This window comes from Amycolatopsis sp. Poz14 (genome assembly GCF_006704225.1).
Lineage (GTDB): Bacteria > Actinomycetota > Actinomycetes > Mycobacteriales > Pseudonocardiaceae > Amycolatopsis > Amycolatopsis nivea.
The window spans coordinates 8,438,436-8,453,792 of the sequence record NZ_JACLHD010000001.1 but is presented as its reverse complement, the minus strand read 5'-3'; the positions used below and the strand labels follow the sequence as shown (position 1 = coordinate 8,453,792).

The window sequence follows — 15,357 nt, the reverse complement described above, 5'->3', positions numbered from 1 at the left end:
CAACGCCGGGGCCGCCGCGCGCTTGACCTTCCCCTCGGGGCCGGCCCCACGCTCAGGGTGTTCCGAACGAGGGAGAACCCATGCCGGACCTGCTGACCATCGGTGCGTTCGCACGCCTGGCCCGTCTTTCGCCCAAAGCGCTGCGGCTGTACGACGAGATGAACCTGCTGCCGCCGGCCCGCGTCGACCCGGACACCGGCTACCGCTGGTACTCGCCGGACCAGCTCGAGCGGGCGCGCCGCGTCGTCCAGCTGCGCCGGATCGGGATGCCGCTGCCGCGGATCCGGACCGTCCTCGATCTGCCGCCGGAAGCGGCGGCGGCCGAGGTCCGCGCGTACTGGGACGAGCAGGAGCGGGAGTGGCGCGCCAAGCGGGAACTCGCCGGGTTCTTCCTCGACCGACTGGCCGGGAAGGAAACCCCGATGTACGACGTGTCCGTTCGCGAAATGCCCGCCCGCACGCTGCTCGTCGCCTCCGAGCACCTGACCGCCGACCGGATCGGCGCATTCGCCGCCCCGCTGTTCGCGTTCTTCGGCGGCCCGGCGGTCCCGCGTCCGTCCGGTGATGCCGGAAGGCCTTTCCTGCGCTACCACGGGGAAATCAGCGATGACAGCGACGGCCTGGTCGAATTCTGCTGTCCGATCGACCCCGACGGCGGGGACCTCGCCTTCCCGGACATGACGCTCAGCAGCGACGACGCGGGCCGCGAGGCGTACGTCACCGTGCCGAAGGCGAACATGAACACCGCGCTCGGGGCCGAATCGCTGCACCGCTGGCTGACCGACCGGGACGTGCGGGCCGACTGGAAGCCGCGGCAGATCTTCCTGTGCGATCCCGGACAGGCCGCCCTCGACGATCCGGTCTTCGAACTGGCGGTCCGGCTGCGCTGAGGCGTCCGGTTTCACCCGGTTCCGGCTGCTCGGGATGTCGCGCTCGCGCCGCGCCGTCGATCATGTTGGGATGGCCGCGTTCTGCGGAAAGGGGAGCGCACATGGCCCACGAGTCAGTGCCGGGCAACCGGATCCGGGTGTGGTACCGGCCGATGCGACCACGCGACACCAGCGAGGGGCACCGCGCGTCGACGCCGCTGGAGCTGCTGTTCGACCTGTGTTTCGTGGTCGCCGTCGGCCAGGCTGCCGCGCAGCTGCACCACGCGCTTACCGAGGGGCACGTCGGGCACGGGGTGCTCAGCTTCGGGATGGTGTTCTTCGCGATCTGGTGGGGCTGGCTGAACTTCAGCTGGTTCGCGTCGGCGTTCGACACCGACGACGTGCCCTATCGGCTGGCCACTCTCGTCCAGATCGGCGGCGGCCTCACCGTCGCGGCCGGCGTGGACAAAGCCTTCGAGGGCGACTTCACGATCGTGGTCATCGGGTACGTCCTGATGCGGTTGGCCGCGGTCACGCAGTGGCTTCGCGCGGCACGGCAGTCACCGGAAATCCGCACGACCGCGTACTTCTACGCGGCAGGCATCACGTTCTGCCAGATCCTGTGGATCGCCCGGCTGGCATTGCCCGGCACCGCGGGGTTCGTCGGCTTCTTCGTGGTGCTGGTCCTAGAACTCGCGGTGCCCGCGGTGGCGGAGGCGCGGACGACCACGCCGTGGCACTCGCATCACATCGCCGAGCGGTACGGGCTTTTCACGCTGATCGTGCTCGGCGAAACCGTGCTCAGCGCCACCAACGCGGTGAAGGAGGGGATCGCGGAGGGGGAGCACACCGGCGAGCTGGTGTCGCTGGCCGTCGCCGGCCTGGTCCTGGTGTTCTCGATGTGGTGGCTGTATTTCGACCAGCCGGGGCACGCCCGCCTCGAACGCGGCAACTCGCGGTGGACCGCGTTGAGCTGGGGGTACGGCCACTACCTGATTTTCGGTTCGGCCGCGGCGGTCGGCGCCGGACTGGAACTGGCGGTCGGATTCGACAGCGGGCAGGTGCACGTCAGCGGCATCGTGACGGCGCTGGCCGTGACGATCCCGGTCGCGGTCTTCCTGCTGAGCGTGTGGCTGCTGCACATCGGCCCGACGAACGAATGCCGCCCGATCGCGATCGGCTTCCCGGCGGCCGCGGTGCTCGTGCTCGCCGCGTCGTTCGGCCCGGCGCCGATCCACGTGACGGCGGCCCTCGCGGCGATCCTCGTCGGCGTCACGGTGATCGCGACGCACGGCGAGCGCGAGCCCGGCTGACCGGCTTCCGGCCGCGACCGCCGGATCGACGCAGGTCAGCGGCTTGGCGCGAAAAAAGGGACCCCCCTGTTCGAGGGCTGTTTCGGGGCGTGTAATGTTCTCTTCGTCGCCAGGGAGACCGGGCGGCCACCGGGAACACGAACCAAGCTCCCACAGTAGTGGTAGAGTGGGTGGTCCCAAACCTCCGGAGCTGAACCAGCCCCCGGCGAAGCCTCGAGCTTCCCAGGGTGTAGAGTTGGACTCCGGAAAAACAAAAGCTTGAAATAACGCATCGAGCTTGGCCTGGTTGATTCCGGGGCTGGTTCGGGGTGTGTTGCTTGAGAACTCAACAGTGTGCTAGTGAACTAAGCCAGTAGAGCTTATATATGAAACCCCTCGTCGGGGTTTCCTTTGAGAAATGATTGAGAAGTAGTCTCGATCGAACTGTTCATTGTTGGAGAGTTTGATCCTGGCTCAGGACGAACGCTGGCGGCGTGCTTAACACATGCAAGTCGAACGCTGAACCGGTTTCGGCCGGGGATGAGTGGCGAACGGGTGAGTAACACGTGGGTAATCTGCCCTGTACTCTGGGATAAGCCTGGGAAACTGGGTCTAATACCGGATACGACTCTCGGAGGCATCTTCGGGGGTGGAAAGTTCCGGCGGTATGGGATGAACCCGCGGCCTATCAGCTTGTTGGTGGGGTAATGGCCTACCAAGGCGACGACGGGTAGCCGGCCTGAGAGGGTGACCGGCCACACTGGGACTGAGACACGGCCCAGACTCCTACGGGAGGCAGCAGTGGGGAATATTGCACAATGGGCGCAAGCCTGATGCAGCGACGCCGCGTGAGGGATGACGGCCTTCGGGTTGTAAACCTCTTTCGCCAGGGACGAAGCGCAAGTGACGGTACCTGGATAAGAAGCACCGGCTAACTACGTGCCAGCAGCCGCGGTAATACGTAGGGTGCGAGCGTTGTCCGGAATTATTGGGCGTAAAGAGCTCGTAGGCGGTTTGTCGCGTCGGCTGTGAAATCTGGAGGCTTAACCTTCAGCGTGCAGTCGATACGGGCAGACTTGAGTTCGGCAGGGGAGACTGGAATTCCTGGTGTAGCGGTGAAATGCGCAGATATCAGGAGGAACACCGGTGGCGAAGGCGGGTCTCTGGGCCGATACTGACGCTGAGGAGCGAAAGCGTGGGGAGCGAACAGGATTAGATACCCTGGTAGTCCACGCTGTAAACGTTGGGCGCTAGGTGTGGGCGACATTCCACGTTGTCCGTGCCGTAGCTAACGCATTAAGCGCCCCGCCTGGGGAGTACGGCCGCAAGGCTAAAACTCAAAGGAATTGACGGGGGCCCGCACAAGCGGCGGAGCATGTGGATTAATTCGATGCAACGCGAAGAACCTTACCTGGGCTTGACATGCGCCAGACATCCCCAGAGATGGGGCTTCCCTTGTGGTTGGTGTACAGGTGGTGCATGGCTGTCGTCAGCTCGTGTCGTGAGATGTTGGGTTAAGTCCCGCAACGAGCGCAACCCTTATCCTACGTTGCCAGCGCGTCATGGCGGGGACTCGTGGGAGACTGCCGGGGTCAACTCGGAGGAAGGTGGGGATGACGTCAAGTCATCATGCCCCTTATGTCCAGGGCTTCACACATGCTACAATGGCTGGTACAGAGGGCTGCGATACCGCGAGGTGGAGCGAATCCCTTAAAGCCGGTCTCAGTTCGGATCGCAGTCTGCAACTCGACTGCGTGAAGTCGGAGTCGCTAGTAATCGCAGATCAGCAACGCTGCGGTGAATACGTTCCCGGGCCTTGTACACACCGCCCGTCACGTCATGAAAGTCGGTAACACCCGAAGCCCATGGCCCAACCCGCAAGGGAGGGAGTGGTCGAAGGTGGGACTGGCGATTGGGACGAAGTCGTAACAAGGTAGCCGTACCGGAAGGTGCGGCTGGATCACCTCCTTTCTAAGGAGCACAACACATCCCAGTCATCGTGCTGGGAGTGGCCGGAGCTTAGGCCTCGAATGCAGGTCTGTTCTGGTTGCTCAAGGAATTGTGGAACTACTGGTTATGGGTTCTCGCGGTGGTGATGCCGCCGACTTAGTACTGCGGGGCTTCGGCTTCGCGTGGAACGGCGGCCGCGGATCCGGGCGGGTTCTTGTTCACTCAGCACGCTGTTGGGTCCTGAGGCAACACACGTTGTTTCTGGTGTGGTGTTTGAGAACTGTAGAGTGGATGCGAGCATCTTTGTGGTCAAGTTGTTAAGGGCACATGGTGGATGTCTTGGCTTCAGGAGCCGATGAAGGACGTGGGAGGCTGCGATATGCCTCGGGGAGCTGTCAACCGAGCTGTGATCCGAGGATTTCCGAATGGGGAAACCCAGCACCAGTGATGTGGTGTTACCCGCCGGTGAATATATAGCCGGCGCGGAGGGAACGCGGGGAAGTGAAACATCTCAGTACCCGCAGGAAGAGAAAACAAAAGTGATTCCGTGAGTAGTGGCGAGCGAAAGCGGAAGAGGCTAAACCGTTTGCATGTCAAGCTGTCAGGCGTTGTGCAGGCGGTGTTGTGGGACCCAGCGTCGAGGATCTGACAGTCCTCGGAATGTGCGCGCGTGTTAGTGGAACCGCTTGGGATGGCGGACCGGAGTGGGTGAGAGTCCCGTACGCGAAAACATGTTGCGTGTGTTTGTCTGGTGTTCCCGAGTAGCAGCGAGCTCGTGGAATTTGCTGTGAATCTGCCGGGACCACCCGGTAAGCCTAAATACTTCCTGAAGACCGATAGCGGACGAGTACCGTGAGGGAAAGATGAAAAGTACCCCGGGAGGGGAGTGAAAGAGTACCTGAAACCGTGTGCCTACAAGCCGTCAGAGCGTTTCGGCGTGATGGCGTGCCTTTTGAAGAATGAGCCTGCGAGTTAGTGCTGCGTGGCGAGGTTAACCCGGGTGGGGTAGCCGTAGCGAAAGCGAGTCTGAATAGGGCGATTGAGTCGCGTGGTCTAGACCCGAAGCGGAGTGATCTACCCATGGCCAGGGTGAAGCGACGGTAAGACGTCGTGGAGGCCCGAACCCACTTAGGTTGAAAACTGAGGGGATGAGCTGTGGGTAGGGGTGAAAGGCCAATCAAACTCCGTGATAGCTGGTTCTCCCCGAAATGCATTTAGGTGCAGCGTCGCGTGTTTCTTGCCGGGGGTAGAGCTACTGGATGGTCTAGGGGCCTTACCGGGTTACCGAAATCAACCAAACTCCGAATACCGGTTAGTGAGAGCGCGGCAGTGAGACGGCGGGGGATAAGCTTCGTCGTCGAGAGGGAAACAGCCCAGAACACCAGCTAAGGCCCCTAAGTGTGTGCTCAGTGGGAAAGGATGTGGGATTGCCCAGACAACCAGGAGGTTGGCTTAGAAGCAGCCACCCTTGAAAGAGTGCGTAATAGCTCACTGGTCAAGTGGTCCTGCGCCGACAATGTAGCGGGGCTTAAGCACACCGCCGAAGCTGTGTCATTCACACAATACATCCGCAAGAGCTTTCGGGTTCTTGTGCAGTGGTGTGGATGGGTAGGGGAGCGTCCTGCATCCAGGGAAGCGGCCGCGGAAGCGAGTCGTGGAGGGTGCGGGAGTGAGAATGCAGGCATGAGTAGCGAATGCAGAGTGAGAAACTCTGCCGCCGGATGACCAAGGGTTCCTGGGCCAGGCTAATCCGCCCAGGGTAAGTCGGGACCTAAGGCGAGGCCGACAGGCGTAGTCGATGGACAACGGGTTGATATTCCCGTACCCGAGCATGTGCGCCCATGGCGAGGCGGTTGACACTAACCACCCGAAGCCGCGGTTGAAGTCTTCGGACGGATTCCGTGTGTGGAGCGTGGGACCTGATTCCGTAGTAGTCAAGCGATGGGGTGACGCAGGAAGGTAGCTCCGCCAGGCGATGGTTGTCCTGGTGTAAGCGTGTAGGCCGTCATGTAGGCAAATCCGCATGGCATATAGGCTGAGACGTGATGCGTAGCCGTTTGAGGCGAAGTGGGTGATCCTATGCTGTCGAGAAAAGCCTCTAGTGAGTGCATGCACGGCCCGTACCCCAAACCAACACAGGTGGTCAGGTAGAGAATACCAAGGCGATCGGGTGAACTGTGGTTAAGGAACTCGGCAAAATGCCCCCGTAACTTCGGGAGAAGGGGGGCCAAGCATCTTGAAGTCCCTTGCGGACGGAGGGGTGGTTGGCCGCAGAGACCAGCGGAAAGCGACTGTTTACTAAAAACACAGGTCCATGCGAAGTCGCAAGACGATGTATATGGACTGACGCCTGCCCGGTGCTGGAACGTTAAGAGGACCGGTTAACCCACTTTGTGGGTGAAGCTGAGAATTTAAGCGCCAGTAAACGGCGGTGGTAACTATAACCATCCTAAGGTAGCGAAATTCCTTGTCGGGTAAGTTCCGACCTGCACGAATGGCGTAACGACTTTCCGGCTGTCTCGACCACAGGCCCGGCGAAATTGCATTACGAGTAAAGATGCTCGTTACGCGCGGCAGGACGGAAAGACCCCGGGACCTTTACTATAGTTTGGTATTGGTTTTCGGTTCGGCTTGTGTAGGATAGGTGGGAGACTGTGAAGCGCTCACGCTAGTGGGTGTGGAGTCGTTGTTGAAATACCACTCTGGTCGGATTGGGAATCTGAACCTCGGACCATGATCTGGTTCAGGGACAGTGCCTGATGGGTAGTTTAACTGGGGCGGTTGCCTCCTAAAGGGTAACGGAGGCGCCCAAAGGTTCCCTCAGCCTGGTTGGCAATCAGGTGTCGAGTGCAAGTGCACAAGGGAGCTTGACTGTGAGACAGACATGTCGAGCAGGGACGAAAGTCGGGACTAGTGATCCGGCACCTCCTGGTGGAAGGGGTGTCGCTCAACGGATAAAAGGTACCCCGGGGATAACAGGCTGATCTTGCCCAAGAGTCCATATCGACGGCATGGTTTGGCACCTCGATGTCGGCTCGTCGCATCCTGGGGCCGGAGTAGGTCCCAAGGGTTGGGCTGTTCGCCCATTAAAGCGGCACGCGAGCTGGGTTTAGAACGTCGTGAGACAGTTCGGTCCCTATCCGCCGCGCGCGCAGGATACTTGAGGAAGGCTGTCCCTAGTACGAGAGGACCGGGACGGACGGACCTCTGGTGTGCCAGTTGTCACGCCAGTGGCATGGCTGGTTGGCTATGTTCGGAAGGGATAACCGCTGAAGGCATCTAAGCGGGAAGCCTGTTCCAAGATGAGGTATCCCACCCCTTTGTGGGTTAAGGCCCCCAAGAGACGATTGGGTTGATAGGCCAGAAATGGAAGCACAGTAATGTGTTGTCGAGTTGACTGGTACTAATAGGCCGAGGACTTGCCCACAAAGATCGCTCGCATCCACTCTACGGTTCTGAAACACCACACCGGCCCCACCATCAAAGGTGGTGGGTGTGTGTTGTTTCGGAGTGTTTCGGTGGTTTTAGCGTCAGGGAAACGCCCGGTCCCATTCCGAACCCGGAAGCTAAGCCTGACTGCGCCGATGGTACTGCAACCGAAGGGTTGTGGGAGAGTAGGACACCGCCGAACTTAACCTGATAGGTCTGGGCCCCGGTCCGAGAACCCCTGGTGGTTCTCCCGGGGCCCAGACTCGTATCCGGACCAGAACAAGGCCCGAACCCGGCAACGAGTTCGGGCCTTCGTCATGCCCAAGCTATTTCTTCGGAGCCTCCCGAAAGCTGCAACTGGATCGCGCCGCGGCGTGCGCAGGACTGGGCTTCAAGACCCCAGGAGCGTGAGAGGGAAACGCATCCCGCGGAAGCGAGCAACTGGTTGGCCCCATTCAGCAGTGCAGGCAGTGGCGGCACGAGGCAACAAGATCCAGCCAGCAGGGCAGACAACGGAGCAACTAGTCCTGGGCGAGCTTCGCCTGCCTTGTGCGCTCACCACGGAGGTGGCGGCTCCCAGCACCGGCGGCGGGGAAGCGATGCGACACGCAGAGAAACGTCCAGCACCGCCGGCAAAGCGGCGCTGCGAGGGAAGGCGTCCGCGCCAGGGAGCAATGGGCGGCACTAGGCGATGAGATCGAGGCAGCAAGACCGGCAACGGTGGGCCGGGCTTCGTCTCCGCAGCCGATCTGACGGCACTGCGGCCCGGTGCCGATAGCCGCTCCGCAGCGGCATGGCCCGGTGTCGGTCACTGCTCGGCAGCGACACAGCCCAGTGCCGCTAACTGCTCCGCGGCAACGCGACTCGGTGCCGCTCACTACTCTGCGGCGACGCGGTTCGGTGCGGCTAACTGTTCTGGGGCGACAAGGCCCGGAGCTGCTCACTACTCCGCGGCAACGCGGCCCGGTCCCGATCAGTGCTCCGCGGCAACGCGACTCGGTGCCGCTAACTGCTCCGCGGCGACACGGCTCGGTCCCGATCACTGCTCCGCGGCAACGCAGCCCGGTCCCGATCACTACCTCGCAGCAACGCAGCCCAGCCCAGCCCCGGTAACCCCTCCAACCCCAGGGCAGCAAAAAGGGTGCCGGAGCAAGAAGCTCCGGCACCCTTCTCAGTCGAACCGTTCAGCCGAACCAGCCTCAACCTTGCCCAACCCAAGCCGGGCCGTGAGGGGCTACTTCAGGGCCGAGCCCTTCTGCCAGTCGGTCCAGGACTTGGACCAGTCGCCGTACAGGTCCCACACCGGGAGTTGCGGGCCGCCTGAGTTGGTGACTTCTACGACGTCTCCCAGGCCGAAGTTGTTGAAGAACCACTCCGCGTTCGCGGCGTTCAGGTTGATGCAGCCGTGCGAGACGTTGGAGCTGCCCTGTTGCCCGACGCTGTTCGGGTTCTCGTGGACGAACTCTCCGTCGTTCGAGATGCGTTCGGAGAACTTCTCGTTCGAGCGGTACGCCTTCGGGTCCGGCGGGCACACGCCGTACGTGCAGGAGTCCATCGTGTAGTTCGCCTGCTTGTCCGAGATGACGTGCGGGCCGAGGTGGGTGGGGGTCGCGTCCTTGCCCATCGAGATCGGCATCGACTTCACCATCGAACCGTTGTGGAAGATCTGCATCTGTTCGCTGTTGCCGTCGGCTTTCGCGATCCACGAATCGTGCACCTTGTACGATTCGGTGCGATCGTCCGCTCCGTACACGCCATTTCCGAAATCGACGCCGTAAATCTTCGCGGTCACCGTCAGCGTGGTGCCCGGCTTCCAGTATTCCTTCGGCCGGTAGTGGACGTTCTTGTCGTCCATCCAATACCAGCTGCCGTCCTGCTTCGGCGACGACTCGACCGTGAGCGCCTTCTCCACCGCGGCCTTGTTCTTCACCGGGACGCCGAAGCTGAACACGATCGGCTGGCCCACGCCGACGCCCGAGCTCTTCACCGCGTTCGGGGCCGGGATCAGGTTCGCGTTCGCCTGCTTCTTCGGCGACAGCGTGGTCACCTGGCCCTGCTGTTCGACGGATTTCCCGTCCGCGCCTTGGGCATGCGCCTTCACCTGGTACGTGCCGCCGTAGCCGAGGACCTCGGTGGTCGTCCAGCTGAGCTTGTCCGGAGAGAACTCGCCCGCGACGGCTTTGCCCTTGGAGCTCGTGACCGTGACGTCCGTGAGCTTCCCGTTCGCCGCCTTCACGACGATCGGCGTGCTCGGGCTGATCCCGGACGCGTTGGCCGGTTCGATCGACACCGAAGCCGGTGTCGCGGTCTGGCTCGACCCGCCCGGCGCACCGGGCGTGCCAGCGTTGCTGCCGCCGTCCCCGGAGGAACAGGCGGAAAGCAGCACGGTCGCCGCAAGAATTCCGGCGAGCGGAAAAAATGTCTTCTTCGGGAACATTATGTCTCTTTTGTGAGGGTCCAGGACCGGCAGGTTCAACTGCAAAACTACGCGATCGGAAAGACGCCCCGACCGGCGGATCGGTGCATTAGGGTGACGCGGATCACGTTCGCGAATTCCGCGTCGCGCGGATCAGGGGCGCAGCAATCCGGGCGCCCCGTACAAGCCGGGGCCGTCGACGGTCAGTTCGTTCAGGTGGTCCCGCGCGGCGTGGTAGGCCTGCGACGCCAGGTCGTCGGTGCGCGAGAAGTCCAGCGGGCTCACCTGGACCGGCGCCGGGCCCGGCAGGTAGACCACCGGCACCGTCCGGGCGGCGACCGGCGCTTCCAGCACGGCCTGGTTGCGCATGCTGATCATCGCGGTGAACATCATCACCTCGGCGAACGTCCGGGGCGCGCCGGGCATTTTGCCGGGAAATGCGCAGTCGAGAACGACCAGCGACTTCGCGCCCATGCGCAACGCCTGCCGCATCGGGACGTTGGCGACCAACCCGCCGTCGTAGAGGAGACGGTCCTCGTACGGCACCGGCGGGTAGATGCCGGGGATCGCGCAGCTCGCCAGGAGCGGTGCTTGCAGCAGGCCGGAGGTGAGCAGGACCGGTTCGGCGGTGTCGACGTCGGTGGTGACGACGCCCAGCGGCATCGCCAGATCCTCGAACCGGCGGCCGGCGCCGAGGTGGTCGTCGATGATCTTGGCGAGGCCGGTGTTCGGGAACAGGTGGGTTTTGCTGTGCCGGAGCGTCCGGACCTGGCTGAGCACGCCGCCGGGGAAAGCCTCGGCCTTCGTCATGTGCGCCCAGATGTCGCGGAGCCGCCGGAGCCGGTCGTCGCCGGCCAACGCGAGCACCGCGGCGTTCAGCGAGCCGACGGACGTGCCGACCGCCAGATCCGGCGCGATGCCCGCTTCGTCGAGGGCTTGCAGCATGCCCACCTGCAGCGCGCCGAGGCTGCCGCCCCCGCCGAGGACGAACGCGACCGGCTTCGGGAGGTCAAGTGCCTGCATACGGTCGAATCTAATCAGCCGGACGGCTCCCGGGCGGGTGACTTCGAGTGACCTCGGTCAATTGCCGGTGCGGGCGGGCTCTTCCGGCTGCTCGTCCGGCGAAGCGGCGGGACCGGTGATGCCCAGCGCCTTGCGTTTCTTCATGCGCAGCAAGAAGAACACCAGCACCCCGATCACCAGCGCGGCCACCACGAGGAACCCGGTGTTCATCGCGCTCTCGACCTGCTTGGCCGCCTCGCCCAGCGCCGCGCCGAGGCTGATGTGCGCAAGCGACCAGCAGAACGCGCCGGCGGCGGTCGCCGGGAGGAACTTGCGGAACGGCAGGTTCGACGCTCCCGCAGCGGCCGGCGTCAGGGTGCGCAGCACCGGCAGGAACCGCGCGAAGAACACCGCCCACGCGCCCCGGCGTTCGAGGACGCCGGTGGCCTTGTCCCAGGCGTCCAGCCCGTATTTGCGGATGAGCTTCGTCTCCCGCAGCCGCGGCCCGAACTTCCGGCCGAGGGCGTACCCGATCGAATCGCCCAGCGCCGCGCAGACGGTGACGACCGCCCACAGCGTCAGGAAGCGGGGCACGGACGTCGCCGTGGTCGCCGCGATCAGCAGGCCCGATTCGCCCGGGGCGATGAAGCCGAGGCCGATCGTGCACTCGGCCAGCACGAGCCCGCCTGCCGCCGCGACGAGACCCGGTTGGGGGAGTGCTTGCAACCAGTCGAGGATGTCCGTTACTAAAGCCACACCATCACTTTACTGATTCTTGGGAATAGCGTGCCACGTTCAGGGGACGCGGAGACGAATAAGGGGCCCCGGTGCGTAACCGGGGCCCCTCGTCGGTACAGGGTTCAGCGGGACAGCAGGCTGCTGGCTTCCTGCGCAGCGGGTCCTTCGGCGGTCAGGTGGGCGAGGTTCTCCGGGAGTTCCTCGCCTCGGTGTGCCTTGGTCTGGGCGTAGAGCCGTCCGGCGCGGTAGGACGAGCGGACCAGGGGACCGGCCATGACGCCGGGGAAGCCGATCGCCTCGGCGGTCTTGGCGTGCTCCACGAATTCTTCCGGCTTGACCCAGCGGTCGACCGGGTGGTGCCGGGGCGAGGGGCGCAGGTACTGGGTGATCGTGATGATCTCGCAGCCCGCGTCGAAGAGGTCCTGCAACGCGACGCTGACCTCTTCGGGGGTTTCGCCCATGCCGAGGATGAGGTTCGACTTCGTCACGAGCCCGGCCGCGCGGGCCTGGGTGATGACGTCCAACGACCGCGCGTAGCGGAAGCCGGGGCGGATCCGCTTGAAGATCCGCGGCACCGTCTCCACGTTGTGCGCCAGCACCTCCGGACGCGACCCGAACACCTCGGCCAGCTGGTCGGGTTCGGCGTTGAAGTCCGGGATCAGCAGCTCGACGCCGGTGCCGGGGTTCAGCGCGTGGATCTGACGGACGGTTTCCGCGTACAGCCACGCACCGCCGTCCTCGAGATCGTCGCGAGCCACGCCGGTGATGGTCGAGTACCGCAGCCCCATGGCCTGCACCGACTCGGCGACCTTCCGCGGCTCCGTGCGGTCCAGCGCAGCGGGCTTGCCCGTGTCGATCTGGCAGAAATCGCAGCGCCGGGTGCACTGGTCCCCGCCGATCAGGAACGTGGCCTCCCGGTCCTCCCAGCATTCGTAGATGTTGGGACAACCGGCCTCTTCGCAGACGGTGTGGAGGCCTTCGCGGCGCACGAGCCCCTTGAGTTCGGTGAACTCCGGACCCATCCGCACCCGCGTCTTGATCCACGACGGCTTCTTCTCGATCGGCGTCTCGCTGTTGCGCACCTCAAGCCGCAACAACTTCCGCCCCTCCGGTGCAGCAGTCACGATCCCCACCCTACGCCGAGGTTTTCCTGTGAACGGGACCCAATCCAGCCCGTGGACGACCGGAAACGCACAGGGTTCTCCCAGAAGCTCTGCGGATTCGCCCGGACCGGCCGGGCACGCTCGCCGGCATGACAGCGATCGAAGTACGCGGGCTCACGAAACGGTACGGGCCCGACACCGTGGTGGACGACCTGTCGTTCAGCGTCGAGCCCGGGCAGGTCACCGGGTTCCTCGGGCCGAACGGGGCGGGCAAGTCCACGACGCTGAAGATGATCACCGGTCTCGCCGCCCCGACGCGCGGGTCGGTGACGATCGGCGGACGGCGCTACCGGGACCTCGCAGTGCCGCTCACGGAGGTCGGCGCGCTGCTCGACGCGGGTGCCGTGCACGGGGCCCGCAAGGCGCGCGACCACCTTCTCGCGCTCGCGGCGAGCAACCGGCTGCCGCGGAGCCGGGTCGACGACGTGCTCGCCCGCACCGGTCTGGAGAGCGTGGCCGGGCGGAGGGCAGGCGGGTTTTCGCTCGGGATGCGGCAGCGGCTCGGCATCGCGGCCGCGCTGCTCGGCGACCCCCGGGTGCTGATTTTCGACGAACCGGTGAACGGCCTCGACCCCGAGGGCATCCGCTGGATCCGGGACTTCATGCGCTCGCTCGCCCGCGACGGCCGCGCGGTGCTGGTGTCCAGCCATCTCATGAGCGAGATGGCGCAGACCGCCGACCGGCTGATCGTCATCGGCAGGGGCAAGCTGCTCGCCGACACCGCCACCGCCGAACTGGCCGGTCAGGCGGGTTCGGTGCTCGTCCGCGCCGCCGATCCGGACGGGTTCGCCCGCCATCTGCTCGCCGCCGGAGCCACCGTGCGGGACAGCGCCGGAGACGCGCTGGTCGTCTCCGGCCTGACCAGCGACGAGATCGGAAAACTGGCCGCGTACCACGGGGTCGCGCTCGGGGAGCTCACGCCGCAGCGGGTTTCGCTCGAGGACGCGTTCCTCGCGCTCACCGAGGACAGCATCGAGTACCAGGGGGTTGCCGCGTGATCGTCTCCGGCACGCTCAGATCGGAGTGGATCAAGCTCCGCAGCCTGCGTTCCACCTGGTACACCGTGGCCAGTCTGTTCGCCGCCGGGCTCGGCATCACCGCGCTGGCGACGGCTTCGGCGGGTGCCGAGTACGCCAAGGCGACGGCCGCGGAACGCGCGGCCTGGGATCCGACCGGTCTCAGCTTGAAGTCCTTCATCGTCGCGCAGCTGATCATCGGGGTGCTGGGCGTCCTGGTCGTCACGTCGGAATACGCGACCGGGCTGATTCAGACATCGCTTACGGCGACGCCGCGGCGGTCCCGGCTGCTCGCGGCGAAGGTGGTGCTCGCCGCCGCGGTCGCCGTCGTGGCCGGGCAGGTGCTGATGTTCGCTGCTTTCCTGATCGGACAAGGGTTTCTCGCCGGACAGCAGTTGCCGCACGTGAGTCTCGGCGACCCTGGCGTGCTCGGTGCCGTGGTGGGCGGCGGGCTGTACCTCGCCGCGATCGCGTTGCTCGCGGTCGGTCTCGGCACGCTGATCCGGGCGACCGCGGGTGCGCTGGCCGCGCTGGTCGGGATCGTGCTGCTGGTGCCTGCCGTCGCCGACCTTTTCCCGTCCTGGATGCAGTGGCTGTTCACGTTCTGGCCGTCCAAGGGCGCGGCGGCGATTTTCTCCGGCAAGCTCGACCCGGCGTACCCGGATCCGTGGCTCAACCTCGCCGGTCTGTACGTCGGCGTGGCCGTGGTGCTGGCCGTCGCGTTCGCGGCGTTCCGCAGGCGGGACGTGTGACCGTGGTCTCCGTACGCTGGCGTTCATGGCAGGGATGACGCCCGCTCGGCTGCTGGTGGTCGACGACGAGGCCACCGTGCGGCAGTTGTTGTCGGCGGCGTTGCGGTTCGCCGGGTTCGAGGTGAGGTCCGCGGCGACGGCGGGCGAGGCCGTCACCTCCGCTGCGGAAGAGCCGCCTGACCTGGTGCTGCTCGACGTGATGCTGCCGGACGCGGACGGTTTCGAGGTCGCCCGGCGTTTGCGCGAACGGCACCGGCCCGGCCGCGGCGGACCGGTGCCGGTGCTCTTCCTCACCGCCCGCGACCGGCAGGCGGACAAGGTCGCCGGCCTGTCGCTGGGCGCCGACGACTACGTCACCAAACCGTTCGACCTGGAGGAGCTCATCGCGCGGATCCACGCGATCCTCCGGCGCACGCAAGGACACCAGGCGGTGGTGACGGTGGGCGAGCTGGTGCTCGACGCGGAAGGCCACCAGGTGACGCGGGCCGGGCAGCCGGTCCGCGTCTCCGCCACCGAGTTCCGGCTGTTGCGGTATCTGATGGAGAACGCCGGACGCGTGGTGTCGAAGGCGCAGATCCTCGACCGGGTGTGGCAGTACGACTTCGGCGGCGACGCCAGCATCGTCGACACCTACATCTCCTACCTGCGGCGCAAGGTCGACACCGGCGAGCCCAAGCTGATCCACACCGTGCACGGCGTCGGTTACGTGATGCGGGAACCGCGGCGGTGA

Annotated in this window: 9 protein-coding genes and 3 rRNA genes; 8 read left to right on the top strand and 4 right to left on the bottom strand. The window is 64.8% G+C overall.

What is annotated here, in order from left to right:
* The first annotated feature begins 80 nt into the window (after positions 1-80).
* From FKO37_RS39240 to rrf, 5 genes are all read left to right on the top strand, one after another.
* Positions 81-890 carry a MerR family transcriptional regulator gene (locus FKO37_RS39240; RefSeq protein WP_238607720.1) on the top strand — a complete coding sequence of 270 codons (810 nt, stop codon included), beginning with the start codon at positions 81-83 and terminating at the stop codon, positions 888-890.
* A gap of 101 nt (positions 891-991) precedes the next feature.
* The gene (locus FKO37_RS39235; protein ID WP_037820765.1) at positions 992-2,182 is read left to right on the top strand and encodes a low temperature requirement protein A; all 1,191 of its coding nucleotides are present in this window, start codon (positions 992-994) and stop codon (positions 2,180-2,182) included.
* 430 nt (positions 2,183-2,612) lie between these two features.
* Positions 2,613-4,132 (top strand): 16S ribosomal RNA (locus FKO37_RS39230).
* Between the two features lie 286 nt (positions 4,133-4,418).
* Positions 4,419-7,538, top strand: a 23S ribosomal RNA gene (locus FKO37_RS39225).
* Between the two features lie 87 nt (positions 7,539-7,625).
* Positions 7,626-7,742, top strand: a 5S ribosomal RNA gene (rrf, locus tag FKO37_RS39220).
* Together the 16S, 23S and 5S rRNA genes form the textbook arrangement of a ribosomal RNA operon.
* Before the next feature lie 1,032 nt (positions 7,743-8,774).
* Here the strand turns inward: rrf and FKO37_RS39215 are convergent.
* The 4 genes from FKO37_RS39215 to lipA form a co-directional block, all read right to left on the bottom strand.
* Positions 8,775-9,977 (bottom strand): Ig-like domain-containing protein, encoded by a 1,203-nt coding sequence (locus FKO37_RS39215; protein ID WP_037820778.1) that lies wholly within the window; start codon positions 9,975-9,977, stop codon positions 8,775-8,777.
* A 132-nt stretch (positions 9,978-10,109) separates the two neighbouring features.
* Entirely contained in the window at positions 10,110-10,979 is an 870-nt protein-coding gene (locus FKO37_RS39210; protein WP_238607719.1) for a patatin-like phospholipase family protein, read from the bottom strand.
* A 57-nt stretch (positions 10,980-11,036) separates the two neighbouring features.
* Entirely contained in the window at positions 11,037-11,714 is a 678-nt protein-coding gene (locus FKO37_RS39205) for a DedA family protein (protein WP_238607718.1), read from the bottom strand.
* A 104-nt stretch (positions 11,715-11,818) separates the two neighbouring features.
* Complete coding sequence (gene lipA / locus FKO37_RS39200; protein WP_238607717.1) at positions 11,819-12,820, bottom strand: lipoyl synthase; 1,002 nt, start codon at positions 12,818-12,820, stop codon at positions 11,819-11,821.
* A gap of 128 nt (positions 12,821-12,948) precedes the next feature.
* Here lipA and FKO37_RS39195 point away from each other — a divergent pair, with 128 nt between their 5' ends.
* From FKO37_RS39195 to FKO37_RS39185, 3 genes are read left to right on the top strand one after another with little or no spacing between them, the layout of a single operon-like run.
* On the top strand, positions 12,949-13,857 hold the full coding sequence (locus tag FKO37_RS39195) for an ABC transporter ATP-binding protein (protein WP_037809491.1): 909 nt from the start codon (positions 12,949-12,951) through the stop codon (positions 13,855-13,857).
* A complete protein-coding gene (locus FKO37_RS39190) occupies positions 13,854-14,627 on the top strand; it encodes an ABC transporter permease (protein ID WP_238607716.1) in 774 nt (257 codons plus the stop codon). The genes FKO37_RS39195 and FKO37_RS39190 overlap by 4 nt, the downstream gene beginning before the upstream one ends.
* A gap of 34 nt (positions 14,628-14,661) precedes the next feature.
* Positions 14,662-15,357, top strand: a complete 696-nt coding sequence (locus FKO37_RS39185) for a response regulator transcription factor (RefSeq protein ID WP_134665939.1) — start codon at positions 14,662-14,664, stop codon at positions 15,355-15,357.

Coding starts and splice junctions, on each gene's coding strand:
- FKO37_RS39240 (WP_238607720.1), top strand. CDS start 81: ATGCCGGACCTGCTGACCATCGGTGCGTTCGCACGCCTGGCCCGTCTT.
- FKO37_RS39235 (WP_037820765.1), top strand. CDS start 992: ATGGCCCACGAGTCAGTGCCGGGCAACCGGATCCGGGTGTGGTACCGG.
- FKO37_RS39215 (WP_037820778.1), bottom strand. CDS start 9,977: ATGTTCCCGAAGAAGACATTTTTTCCGCTCGCCGGAATTCTTGCGGCG.
- FKO37_RS39210 (WP_238607719.1), bottom strand. CDS start 10,979: ATGCAGGCACTTGACCTCCCGAAGCCGGTCGCGTTCGTCCTCGGCGGG.
- FKO37_RS39195 (WP_037809491.1), top strand. CDS start 12,949: ATGACAGCGATCGAAGTACGCGGGCTCACGAAACGGTACGGGCCCGAC.
- FKO37_RS39185 (WP_134665939.1), top strand. CDS start 14,662: ATGACGCCCGCTCGGCTGCTGGTGGTCGACGACGAGGCCACCGTGCGG.